At 29.3% G+C, this 12,806-nt stretch carries 9 protein-coding genes, 1 tRNA gene and 3 pseudogenes; 8 read left to right on the top strand and 5 right to left on the bottom strand.

Annotation, left to right across the window (positions count from 1 at the left end; translation table 11 throughout):
- Positions 1-879 precede the first annotated feature (879 nt).
- Entirely contained in the window at positions 880-1,053 is a 174-nt protein-coding gene (locus OTBS_RS15975; RefSeq protein ID WP_269763929.1) for a transposase, read from the bottom strand.
- A gap of 70 nt (positions 1,054-1,123) precedes the next feature.
- On the opposite strand from OTBS_RS15975, the pseudogene OTBS_RS02615 reads away from it, so the two are divergent.
- The 4 genes and pseudogenes from OTBS_RS02615 to OTBS_RS13875 form a co-directional block, all read left to right on the top strand.
- Positions 1,124-1,516, top strand: a pseudogene (locus OTBS_RS02615) (transposase family protein); the annotation flags it as partial.
- A gap of 77 nt (positions 1,517-1,593) precedes the next feature.
- Positions 1,594-2,417, top strand: a protein-coding gene (locus tag OTBS_RS11380) for an IS5-like element ISOt6 family transposase (RefSeq protein WP_157866281.1) whose coding sequence is annotated in 2 segments (ribosomal slippage) — positions 1,594-1,981 and positions 1,981-2,417 — 825 coding nt in all. Because the reading frame shifts where the segments join, the coding sequence is not laid out codon by codon here.
- Positions 2,418-2,447: 30 nt separating this feature from the next.
- Positions 2,448-2,803, top strand: a pseudogene (locus OTBS_RS11375) (transposase); the annotation flags it as partial.
- 1,219 nt (positions 2,804-4,022) lie between these two features.
- Entirely contained in the window at positions 4,023-4,169 is a 147-nt protein-coding gene (locus OTBS_RS13875; RefSeq protein ID WP_157866321.1) for a hypothetical protein, read from the top strand.
- A gap of 507 nt (positions 4,170-4,676) precedes the next feature.
- Here the strand turns inward: OTBS_RS13875 and rplT are convergent.
- Together rplT and rpmI are read right to left on the bottom strand one after the other, a co-directional pair.
- Entirely contained in the window at positions 4,677-5,042 is a 366-nt protein-coding gene (rplT, locus tag OTBS_RS02600) for a 50S ribosomal protein L20 (protein ID WP_011944544.1), read from the bottom strand.
- 19 nt (positions 5,043-5,061) lie between these two features.
- The gene (gene rpmI / locus OTBS_RS02595) at positions 5,062-5,268 is read right to left on the bottom strand and encodes a 50S ribosomal protein L35 (protein WP_011944543.1); all 207 of its coding nucleotides are present in this window, start codon (positions 5,266-5,268) and stop codon (positions 5,062-5,064) included.
- A gap of 445 nt (positions 5,269-5,713) precedes the next feature.
- On the opposite strand from rpmI, the gene htpG reads away from it, so the two are divergent.
- The 4 genes from htpG to tig all read left to right on the top strand — a co-directional run bounded on the left by htpG (position 5,714) and on the right by tig (position 10,577).
- A complete protein-coding gene (gene htpG, locus OTBS_RS02590; RefSeq protein WP_011944542.1) occupies positions 5,714-7,606 on the top strand; it encodes a molecular chaperone HtpG in 1,893 nt (630 codons plus the stop codon).
- Positions 7,607-7,768: 162 nt separating this feature from the next.
- Positions 7,769-8,935: a succinyl-diaminopimelate desuccinylase gene (gene dapE, locus OTBS_RS02585; protein WP_011944541.1), complete on the top strand. Its 1,167-nt coding sequence runs from the start codon at positions 7,769-7,771 to the stop codon at positions 8,933-8,935.
- A gap of 17 nt (positions 8,936-8,952) precedes the next feature.
- Positions 8,953-9,037, top strand: a tRNA-Leu gene (locus OTBS_RS02580).
- Between the two features lie 49 nt (positions 9,038-9,086).
- On the top strand, positions 9,087-10,577 hold the full coding sequence (gene tig, locus OTBS_RS02575; protein WP_011944540.1) for a trigger factor: 1,491 nt from the start codon (positions 9,087-9,089) through the stop codon (positions 10,575-10,577).
- A gap of 197 nt (positions 10,578-10,774) precedes the next feature.
- Here tig and OTBS_RS15970 read toward each other — a convergent pair.
- Positions 10,775-10,945, bottom strand: a pseudogene (locus OTBS_RS15970) (IS110 family transposase); the annotation flags it as partial.
- Positions 10,946-11,077: 132 nt separating this feature from the next.
- Positions 11,078-12,748 carry an ABC transporter ATP-binding protein gene (locus tag OTBS_RS02565; RefSeq protein ID WP_011944539.1) on the bottom strand — a complete coding sequence of 557 codons (1,671 nt, stop codon included), beginning with the start codon at positions 12,746-12,748 and terminating at the stop codon, positions 11,078-11,080.
- Positions 12,749-12,806 lie beyond the last annotated feature (58 nt).

The raw sequence follows: 12,806 nt of genomic DNA, 5'->3' as shown, positions 1-12,806 counted from the left end.
ACTTTATTTTTTATAATATTTATATATCATCTTAACTTGCTGTAAAAACTTGCCAATATAACCTGTAACTATATTTGTTCCTAACATCTTTGCATTAGTCATTAACTTTGTTTAACTTTTTCTACTATACTTTTAACATTTCGTATTGTTTATTCTTCTTAGACTTTCTTAGATAAACAGTAAAACATAAAAATCAAACTGTTCATGCCCTATTTCTTGTCTTTGCTTCTTATTTGAATACTTTATCACTTTGGTCTTTTCTTTGTTAAGTTGAAGCTTGTTTTTTCCAGTCTGTTTACAAGGCTGATTTAATTTTCTTTTGGTAAGTTAGAAAGAGGTAGAAACTTCAGCAAGAGCTGCTAGCATAGCAGAACTGCAAATGTCTACACTCATATAACTACCATTATCTAACTATTGATTTAAAACCTAAGCTTCGATGAACAAAAAATTCTGCTTCGCGCACTTTCACTCACATTTTAACTAGCGTCTTGCCTATTACTTATAACTGTTGAATTCTTTTGTATTTTTTAATTACCCCACGTGTTAGAAAATGCTCCATCTTGTGCAAGAATGAATACATAGCTGATCCAGTTTTTGTAGTCTGCTGTTGCGTGACTATAATGCGCTAAAATATCATCTTCGAAAAGCTCAAATCTTAGTTCTGAAAAGTACCTTCTCATTCATTTATCAAATGGCATGATGCATAAAAATATTTGTCAACAAAGGACTAGCTACTCCAATCTGAGGAGTACAATACTTTCTCTCAATCAGTGCTATAGTTAAACTAGCATAAAACAGTTATGTTATATACTTTTCAAAAAGCGTATCTAAGTTACAGTGATATTTTATTCTGCTTGATTTGGCTTGAAAACATTTTTTCTAAATAGGATTTAAATCAGGAGAATAAGTCAGTACATACTCTAATATATGCCCATCTTTTTTTATCATAGTTTTTAAATGATGGCCTTTATGAAAACTTGCATTATCCATTATGACTACAGAATTATTAGGTAACTTCTGAATTAAATCCTGTTCTATCAAACAGTTAAAAATAACAGTAGACTTCTTTCGAAAGTATACAATGATGTAGAATGGTGTTATAAATATCTGATTTGAAGTAATAATTAAATTCGAACAGATTAAAGAGTTAGAGAATGAAAAATTTCGTCGATTAACAGTAGTAAGGAAGGGAACATTCTCAAAGATGGTGGATATTTTGAGGAAAGCTGATGGTGTTAAGAAATCAAAAGTAGGGCGTAAAAATAAGCTCAATTTGGAGGAACAGTTATTGATGGCCTTAGAATACCTTAGAGAATACCGTACTTATTTTCATATAGGTCAGAACTATGGGATTAGTGAAAGTTCAGCATATAAAGCTGTAAAATGGGTGGAAGACACCCTAGTTAAACACCCAAACTTTGCTCTTCCAGGCCGTAAAGCTATAATGAAGAGTGATATGAATTATGAAGTAGTCTTAGTTGATGCTACTGAGAGTCCTATAGAAAGCCTAAAAAAATAAAAATTCTATTAGACTTCTTTCGAAACTATACAATGATGTAAAATGGTGTTATAAAAATCTGATTTGAAGTAATAATGAAATTAGATCAGATTAAAGAGTTAAAGGATGAAAAATTTCGTCGATTAACAGTAGTAAGGAAGGGAACATTCTCAAAGATGGTGGATATTTTGAGGAAAGCTGATGGTGTTAAGAAATCAAAAGGAGGGCGTAAAAATAAGCTCAATTTGGAGGAACAGTTATTGATGGCCTTAGAATACCTTAGAGAATACCGTACTTATTTTCATATAGGTCAGAACTATGGGATTAGTGAAAGTTCAGCATATAAAGCTGTAAAATGGGTAGAAGACACCTTAGTTAAACACCCAAACTTTGCTCTTCCAGGTCGTAAAGCTCTAATGAATAGCGATATGAATTATGAAGTAGTCTTGATTGATGCTACTGAGAGTCCAATAGAAAGACCCAAAAAAAACAAAAATTCTATTATTCAGGAAAGAAGAAAAGGCATACACTAAAGACTCAAATAGTGGTAGACAAGAAAACACACCAAGTAATATGTACAGATTTTTCTAACGGTAAAAAACATGACTTTAGATTATTTAAGGAATCCAAAATTCTTATCCATCCTAAGATTAAAGCGATTACTGATACAGGATATCAAGGTATACAAAAAATTCACAATAATTCTGCATTACCAAAGAAAAAAAGCAAGAAAAATCCTTTAACTAAAAATGATAAAAAGAATAATCGTAGGTTAGCAGGAGAAAGAGTTGTCAATGAAAACGTTATTGGTATGCTAAAACGGTTCAAAATTATTGCTGACAAATATCGAAATAGACGTAAAAGATTTGGTCTTAGATTTAATTTGATCTCTGGCATTTATAATTTTGAACTACCTTAACCAGTTTCGAAAGAGGTCTATTATTCATGAAAGAAGAAAAGGCATATACTAAAAACTCAAATAGCCCTAGACAAGAAAACACACCAAGTAATATGTACAGATTTTTCTAACGGTAAAAAACATGGCTTTAGATTATTTAAGGAATCCAAAATTCTTATCCATCATAAGGTTAAAGCGATTACTGATACAGGATATCAAGGTATACAAAAAATTCACAATAATTCTGAATTACCAAAGAAAAAAAGCAAAAAAATCCTTTAACTAAAAACGTTATTGGTATGCTAAAACGGTTCAAAATTATTGCTGATAAATATCGAAATAGACGTAAAAGATTAGGCATTAGATTTAATTTGATCTCTGGCATTTATAATTTTGAACTACGTTAACCAGTTTCGAAAGAGGTCTAGTATTAACATTGCAGTCAAAATTGATACAGTTAGCAGAGATTTATCTACTAATCTCATATAACATTAGTTCCTCTTTGATGAATGCAAATTATAAACACCAACATCTTATGTATCTTGTGCAAATACGTGAGTTCTAGTGTGATACTATGAACAAAACTGCTCTCACCAGTAAAGATAATAACTTTTCCTTTGTCTGTATACCTTTTTATCTTATTCTGAAATTTTAATCTCTCTTCTTTTTTGCTTTTGGATGTTTTAAACGCCAGTTTAGGATAAGAAAAAGCAGGGAAAGCATAATGTAAAAGGTCTACGAGAGATAATGCACAATTAAATTATGCGATATATTTAAATATAATTTCAATTAATAACAGTTTATTTATTGCTCATATTTCTACAAGTATTAGTTCATAATACTATACTTAATAACCTGAACATTGACCATTGTAATACTTGTATATATATCTCTTTCTAACTGTTTCTTATTCTAAATTTGCATGTGCAAACATGCGAGCAATAAATAAATGGCTATTAATTAAAACTATATTTAATATATCACATAATTATAATTGCACATTATCTCTTGTAGACCTTTTGTATTATGACTTCCCTGCTTTCTCTTATCCTAAACTGGCGTTTTAAAGCTTTTTTTATATGTAATATTTAATCTCTTTAATGCTTTTTTTGTATATTCGCATTGCTTATTCCTAGCAGTCTAGCTCTTCCATATTGAGATGCATCACTACATTGCGACACATCTTCTTTTAGTTTATCAATAGAGATTTTTGTTGAAGATCTGTTTCTGTTTTTTAATTACGATATGTTTTTACTCCACACAAATACTATATTCTTTCCTATCTCAAAACGTTTTGATATCTTTTCAAAACTGGTTTTCTCTCTTGTTTTTATGTCTGGCACTTTTTTTCGAAAACCTATAGAATATATCATACTAATTACTTTTTCATTAGAATTATAAGACCTGAGAAGGAAAATATATATCAAAGCTAAAGCTGAAAAAGTAATTGAAATGCTTCAGCTGGAAAAGGTAGAATAGAATTATATAATGATTACTAAATTCGATATTATAGATCTTTGAAAGAATAACTTACGATATGCTCTATAGGCAATGATATGAAGTTATCAGGAAAGCACAATATAGGAAATCCTTACATTACGTTTAATGTAGTAGGTGATGGAAACTGTGATAACAAAACTACCGCGCCTTCACTTGCCCCAACCCTTAGTGGATGTAAAATTTGGTAACACCTTGTTATTACACGACGATCAAGCAATATTGCAGCTTAAATCTACTATTAATGGCAAAGTTAAAGCTTCCTTTTCATATTAAGCATTCTCATTACATATCTGTTATGAATTTTCAAACTAATATCCTTGCTGTATTTTTTTATACTTATGTTTTTAAGCCTAACAAAATGTTTGTTTCTTTTTCTTTTACATGTTTCTTTTTTCTATCTTTTGCTTTTTCGTTATATCTGACTTTGGTATGTGAAGTTAAGGATTACCGCAATAGTATGATATAAAAAATGAAATAAATGAAGATAGATAAAAACAACAAAAATACTCTAATACACAAGAAGAACTGTAACGATTTTTTACATAATAGATAACTTTACAAATATTTTGAACAAAGATGTATAAAGAACATGCTTAAAGTCTATACATAATTGTAAAAAATTAATTCTTAATTCTTTCTGTATCTTAGCAGAGTTATTATATAGAACTCTTAGGCTAATATGACATTTGGAAAATTTATACACTTAACCTCAATATAGCAAAGCCTGATAGTTCAAAGTTAATACAAGCGCGCCTTTTTTACGACTAAGGTGCATATTAATCATGCAGTTTTAGCTAGTGATTTCTTAGTAAGCTCTACTAAATGTACAAAAGAATCAGCATTATGAACTGCTAAATTGGCCATGACTTTACGATCTACAGTAATATTTGCTTGTTTGAGTCCATTAATAAACTGTGAATAAGTCATATCATATTGTCTTACAGCAGCATTAATTCTTTGAATCCATAACGCTCTAAACTGGCGCTTGCGATTACGTCTGTCGCGGTAGCTATACTGAAGTGCTTTTTCTACTTTTTGAATAGCAATTCTAAAACAATTTTTAGCTCTACCACGATAACCTTTAGCTAATTTTAAGATTTTTTTATGACGATTTTTATTAACTTTCCCTGATCTTGCGCGTGACATTTAAAAATCCCTTATAAATTTATTGAACACCATAAGGCATAAGATACTTAATAATATTTTTAGCATCTTGTCCTATAAGAGTTGTTGTACTTCTTAAATTTCTCAATTGCTTCTTAGTTCTACGGCGCATAAAATGCCGCTTTCCTGCTTGTGTTACTTTCAGCTTACCACTTGAGGATAGGCTAAAGCGCTTTTTAACTGCTGATTTAGTTTTAAGCTTAGGCATGATAATATTATCCTATAAGATATTTTTTATAAATTATATACTTTATTTTTGAAACTACAGTACTCCTAGCAGTATTAAATTTGTAGTGTCAATAACTTAACTTCAGGGCGCTTAGTTTATCATATGTGAGAATAATTCACAAGTATTTTTATAGTTTATTAACCAATAATTTACTTAAATATGCTATTTAAAAAATAATATCTATACATATATACTATGATATACCATGTTTTGTAGATTTAGCAATTAAGCTCTTAATTGAGTTTTGAGTAACAAATTACAAGTAATTAATTAATGTAAGCATATGTAGTTATTAATTAAGTTATAATACTTAATTTTTTATAATCTGAAGATATAGCAGCTGTATTGCTACTGTATCTTGAACTGTCTAAATTTTGTATACAAAATGTAATATTGTTTAATTCACTAAAAAATAGTTTAAAAAATGTCAGTAGAAACTTATAAATTTGATGCAGAAGTAGGCAAAGTACTTCATTTGGTAATTCACACATTATATACCAATAAGAAGATTTTTTTACGAGAATTAATTTCAAATGCCTCTGATGCTTGTGATAAGCTACGTTATCTTAGTCAAAGTAATGCTGAACTGCTGCAAGGAGAAAGTGATTTTAAAATTACTGTCTCAATGGATAAGGAAAAACGTTATATAATTTTACAAGATAACGGTATTGGAATGAATAAAGAAGACCTAACACAGAATTTAGGAACGATAGCTAGTTCTGGCACTCAAAAATTTTTGGAGCAGTTAGGCAATGATGCTAAAAAGGATAACATGTTGATAGGGCAATTTGGAGTGGGGTTCTATTCATCATATATGGTAGCAGATGAGGTCAAAGTAATATCTAAGAAGGCTGGTGAAGCACAAGCTTATCAGTGGTCTTCTAAAGGTGAGGGTGAGTATTATATTGAAGATTGTGAAGCTGATTTTATTAGAGGTACAAAAATTACTTTACATATTAAACCAGAATATGATAACTACTTAGATCATTTTCAAATTAAAGATATTATTAAAACTTACTCTGATCATATCTCAGTTCCAATATACTATGTTGGAGTGGATGGTAAAGAGCAACAAGTTAACTCATCATCAGCATTATGGACTAGATCTAAAAGTGATATAACTGATGAACAATATGAGGAATTTTATCGAAATATTGCATATGCTATAGATAAGCCGTGGGTTACTATTCATAATAAATCTGAAGGAGTAATAGAATTTACAAACTTATTATTTATTCCTTCATCAAAAACTTTTGATTTATTTCATCCTGATAGAAAAAGCAGAGTAAAACTTTATATAAAGAAGGTATTTATTACTGATGAGAATGTCGCTTTAATTCCAAAATATATGAGATTTTTAAGAGGAGTAGTAGATTCAGAAGATTTGTCGCTAAATATTAGCCGTGAAACCTTGCAACATAGTCCTTTGATTGATAAAATCCAGGCATCTATAACCAAAAGAGTTATTACAGAACTAGAAAAACAAAAAACTAAAGATCAAGGCGAATATGAAACATTTTGGAATAATTTTGGAGCAGTTCTAAAAGAAGGATTATGTGAAGGTACAGCAGATGTTGATAAATTATTAAAAATCTGTTTGTTTAGGAGTGCATTACAAGATAAGTTTATTTCACTTGATGAATATATTGCTAATTTAAAATCAGAACAAAAAAACATTTATTATATTACTGGAGATGATTTAGAAGCTCTTAAATCTAGTCCACAAATTGAAGGTTTATTAAGTAGAAATATTGATGTTTTACTACTTACAGACGATGTTGATAAGTTCTGGGTTATGGTGACTAGAAAGTATAATGACTATGTATTGAAGTCAGTAACTTCAGCTAATATTGAAATTGACAATTGTGATACTAAAACAGCTAAATCAAGTGATACCAATAACGATGGTAAAGATGATACTTCATCTTCTGATGACCAAAATTGTGAGCAATTAATCAAATATTTTAAAGAAGTATTAGGAGATAAAGTTAAATCAGTAGAAGTATCTAAAAAACTCACTCGCAGTCCAGTATGTTTAACAGTACCAGAAGGAAGTATGGATATTAGGACTGAAAGGTTTTTAATAGAGCAAAAGCAATTAAGTAGCCATTCTAGCAAAATTTTGGAAATTAATCCTAATCACACAATTATTAAAAAGATTAATGAAAATATTAAGCTTAATCAAAATTTAGATGTAAATAAACAGCTTGTAATGACTTTATTGGATCAATCTTACTTGATAGAGGGACAACCGATTCCTGATCTACAGGATTATTGTAATCGTATAAATTTCTTTATTGAAAAATCAGTAAATTAAGTCTTAAAGCGTTCATCTTTCAATTCTTTATAACATCTTGTTATAAGTTTTTGCTTGATGAAGCGCTTATACTAATATAATGCAGCTGAAAGGCAGTTGTTACCTAAGTTTCTAGAGGCTTTTTAGCTATAGCTATAAAATTGAATATTAAAAATTAACTGAGTGATAAGTAAAAAATTAATTATTGAGCTATTAAAACAGTTAATAAGCTTTAAGTCTGTTACACCAAATGATAATGGTGCAATAGACTTTATTACTAATTTACTTGTAAAACAAGGGTTTAAGGTTTATGTAAAGGAGTTTGGTCAGGAATATAAAGTTAAAAATCTTTATGGATATTTTGGTAATGGGCAGCCAAATATATGTTTTGCTGGTCACATTGATGTAGTACCTGCCGGATTTATTGAACAATGGAAATATCCTCCTTTTTGCGCTACTCAGTATAAAGATAAAATTTATGGTAGAGGTGTTGTAGATATGAAAGGGGCAATATCTGCAATGTTATCTTCAGTATTCTGTTTTATTGATAACAATCATGATTTTAATGGAACAATTAGTTTTTTAATTACAGCTGATGAGGAAGGTGAAGCATTATTTGGTACCAAAAAAATGTTGGAGTGGATTTACAGGCAAGGGCATAAAATAGATTTTACTATTTTAGGCGAACCGACATGTACAGACAAAATTGGTGATACTATAAAGATTGGCAGACGTGGTAGTATAAATTTTGATTTAAAAGTCTTTGGCAAGCAAGGTCATGTAGCTTATCCACATTTGGCTATTAATCCAAATCATTTAATTGTGAAGATTTTGAATAGGTTGATTGCTTATAAGATAGATGAAGGCAATGAATTTTTTGCACCATCTAATTTAGAAATTGTTTCAATAGATACAAACAATAATATTACAAATATTATACCTGAAATAGCTAAATCAAAGTTTAATATCAGGTTTAATGATATTCATACTAATGAGCGGTTGTTAGAGATTGTTAAAAAAACTATTGAACAATTTACTACAAACTATGACTTACAATCAAGTTGCAGGTCAAGACCATTTTTAGCAAAAATGTCTCCTTATATTTTCAGTTTTAAAGAATTAGTACATAAAGTAACAAAAATAAAGCCAGAATTTTCAACTTCAGGAGGCACATCTGATGCTTATTTTTTTAAAGATTATTCTCCTATTGTAGAATTTGGATTATTAAATACTATGGCTCACAAAATTAATGAGTATTGTTTAATTAATGATTTACAAACTTTATGTAGAGTGTATTATAATGCTTTATGCTTGTTTCTAATGAGCAATAGCAAATTTAGAACAAATTAAAGTATAATTAATTTAAAGCGGGTGTGGCGAAATTGGTAGACGTACCAGATTTAGGTTCTGGCGCTGAAAGGCATGGGGGTTCAATTCCCTCCACCCGTACCAGCAAGCTTAAAAGAATGTAATTTACAAAATACGAAAGATTTAATTATTTATGTCTCAAATCATCGAGTTGCAGAGTGAAGGCCTTGAAAAGCATTTTCAAATTTCTATTCCTGCAAGTGTAATAAAAGATAAGACTGATCAAAAGGTTATATCTTTAACTGCAAGGGCAAATGTGCCTGGATTTAGAAAGTTTAAGTCGGGATCTCACATTACTTCAAAGGCAATGCAAGTAAAGCAGTTGCAGATTCGAAGACAGTATGAAGCATCAATAAGAAATGATGTTCAAAATGATGTTATTGTTGCTGCGGTAAAAAGTTTAATCAAGTCTAATAATTTTTCACTAATTGGTGATCCTAGTATCAAGATTAATGATGATTCTAGTATTGAAGTTAATTCAGAACAAAATTCAAATGCAGAAGAAAAAGATATTAGAGTAGATGTAAAATTTACTGTATATCCTGAAATTAAAATTCCTGATTTTAGTCAAATTACACTTAAGAAACATATAATACAGTGCACAGAAGAATCTGTAAATGAGTTTATTAATGGGTTACGCAATGAAGTATATGAATATAAGGATTGCTCAGAGCAAGAGAAAGCTATTAAGGGAAGTAAGTTAGTTATAGATATTGCTATTACTGGTGATGGAATAGAAGATCATAATAAAGAAGATATAGAATTTATATTAGGAAGTGGAAAGTTAATTAGTAAAGATATAGAGGAAAGATTTACTGACAGTATAGTAGGATCTCAGCTGGACATAAGTACAACTTTGCCAGATAATTATCATGATAGTAAAGCTGCAGGTAAGTTGGCCAATTTAAGAGTTACAGTAAAAAAGATTCAACAACCTGTACTTATTACTGAGCAACAAATATTAGATAAATATAAAGTTACGAGTATAGATGAGCTGAAAGTCAAAGTAAAAGAACTTCAGAATAAGGAATTTATGGGGCTTAGTCAAATATTACTAAGAGCCAGGCTTTTGAATCAATTGGATAAGATGCTAGATTATGATCTGCCTAAGCTACTATTAAAATCAGAATATAATGTGGTTAGGCAGAATGTTTTGGCTGCATTGAAGGATAATAATAATAATGGTATTAAGGTTGCTTTAGATAAAAGTTCTGATCATGATATTGAACAATATTGTCAATTTATAGCTACTAGAAGAGTAAGAACAGGTTTATTTGTATTACATTATGCTGATAAGAAAAATATTACTGTTACTGACGAAGAAAAAAATATGATTTTACTGCAATATTTAAATAAAGGTAAAGAAGAAGCAAATGCAATTATGCATGCATATAATAATAACCTTAGATGGCTATCAAATAGCATAGCTATGGAAGCTAAGGAAATTAAGGTAATTAATCATATTCTTGAAAATGAAGTTCAAATTGTAGAAGAACCTTGTACATCTGATGAAATAGAAGGTTTCGCAGATGAAATAAGTAAAGATATGGGGTTAAGTTTTACTGATAATGCTATAAGCGAAAATATTAATAATGATGTTAAGAGAGATGTTACAGTTGATTAATACCATCCAAGTAATATAAGCTAGATGGTGTTATATAAATTACAGTTCGATATAAGTAAAAGAACAAAATATAGTAAGAATAAGAGGTGAAGGTATAGTGTTTGTGCACATGAGACAAAGCTTATGTGATCTTGCTGTTGACAGAACAGCAAGGGGAGTGGTTTAAGGTAGACATATCATAGACATATAAGAACCTTTTTAGGTAGGTTTACATTACAAGTTCTAGAGATTCTACTAGCACAATGTATAAAAGTATAAGATTGACTATGCTTAAGATTAAGACCTACAAAAGCTACAACTTGTTTAGCAAAATTGAATTTCTCAATATTAAAAAAAGCAAGAACTATAGCTTCTATTTTTAAACCTAACAAAATTTCTATTGCTTTTTCAAGTTTAAATCATCTTTCCATTTCTTTACCACATCTCTGATCTCTTAATTTTATATCTAACTCGGGTTTGTTTATATTTCTTTCTGTTACTTCTTCTAAGCAATAATTGACTTAAACAATTGATCCATTTTTAAGAGTAATAATTTTATCGAAATTGATAGTATGAATCCTATAAGTTATTATTATGTTAATTTTATCCTTACGATATTTTTTTATTGATTCGTAAATAGCCGATTCTGTATTTTGATCTAATGCAGTTGTAGCTTCATCTAAAATAAGTATTGGTGAATTTTTTAACAATGCTCTAGCAATAGATATTCGCTGCTTTTGGCCTCCTGACAATTCACTACCTTGAGGCCCAATAGTAGTATTATACCCATGTGGCATATTCATAATAAACTCATGAGCTAAAGATTTTTTAGCGGCATCAATGACCTGCTCTATGGTAGCATTAGTACAACTATAAGCAATATTTTCAACAATAGAGGCATTAAATAGCATAGTTTCTTGAGTAACTAAAGTTATTTTTTCTCTTAACAATTGAATAGGAATATCATTTAATTCTTGATTATTTAATTTTATACTACCAGTAGATGGATCATAGAATCTCATCATCAAATTAGCAATAGAAGTTTTACCACTGCCAGATTTACCAACTAATGCCACAGTTTCTCCGTCTAATAAAGAAAAGTTAATATTGTGTAAGATTGATCTGTCATTTAATGATAGAGAAACATTTACAAAGTCTATTTTATTTGAAGTTTTTGAATTAACAACTACATCATCATTTTTATTTATAATTTTAGGTTTGGTATCTAGTATTTTGAATATTCTCTTTGCTGCTGATAGCCCTTCTTGGAAATTAGCATTAAGAGACAATAAGCTTACTAAAGGACGATAAGCTGCAGCAAAAGCAGATATAAAACCTATTAATTCCCCTGGAGTTATTTGACCTCTAATACCTAATGATCCACCATACCAAATAATACATCCTATAGCAATGCCATTTAACAGCTCCATTGCTGGAGAAATTAAGGCAGAAATCTTGGCAATTTTACTAAAAGATTTTGATATTTCTTGAATTTTTTCCTTTGCCATTAAAATTTCATAATCTTCTGCTAAATAAGATTTTACTACTTTAATACCTCGAAATGTTTCATCTAATTTTGAAATGTAATTACTAAAAATTTCTTGATTAGAATAGGTATATTCATGTATTAAATAACCTAATTTTTGCGTAATATAAATAGCAATAAGAAATACTGTTACTGCTATTAAAGACAAAAATGGGTCTAAAAAAATAAACATGTATCCAGTTAGAAAAACAACTGAAAAAAAATAGCGAGCTGTACTAATGCAGCTAGAAATAGAATTGCACATAAGCATTATATCATTGGTAAAACTTGATACTATTTTGCCTGATGAGAATTTTTGTAAAAATTCTAAATCTGCAAAAATTAAGTGCTTATACATTTGAATATGAAAATCTCGTAGAATATTTTGTCCTATAGATTTAGTAAGATAGCTTTGATAATATTGAGCAATGCCTTTTATAACAAAGACAACAATCATTAACAATACAATAATTAATATTGAATTTCTTTTGGTGACAAATATTTCATCAACAATTAATTGAGACAATTTAATAATTAATACTGATGCTATTGCTGTTGTAATCATAGATACGGATGCTATACATATCAACTTATTGTATATGCTGATATGATTGCATAATAACCTTTTGATTGTTATAGCATTGGTATATAAGTCATGCTTTTTCAACGCCTGATTCCTATTATGTTACATTACAATAAATACACTTATGAATAACTTATATTAT

The organism is Orientia tsutsugamushi str. Boryong (genome assembly GCF_000063545.1).
Lineage (GTDB): Bacteria > Pseudomonadota > Alphaproteobacteria > Rickettsiales > Rickettsiaceae > Orientia > Orientia tsutsugamushi_C.
Note: the sequence above shows the minus strand (reverse complement) of the source record. Positions and strands in the feature narration are given on the sequence as shown.

Coding starts and splice junctions, on each gene's coding strand:
- rplT (WP_011944544.1), bottom strand. CDS start 5,042: ATGTCACGCGCAAGATCAGGGAAAGTTAATAAAAATCGTCATAAAAAA.
- htpG (WP_011944542.1), top strand. CDS start 5,714: ATGTCAGTAGAAACTTATAAATTTGATGCAGAAGTAGGCAAAGTACTT.
- rpmI (WP_011944543.1), bottom strand. CDS start 5,268: ATGCCTAAGCTTAAAACTAAATCAGCAGTTAAAAAGCGCTTTAGCCTA.
- tig (WP_011944540.1), top strand. CDS start 9,087: ATGTCTCAAATCATCGAGTTGCAGAGTGAAGGCCTTGAAAAGCATTTT.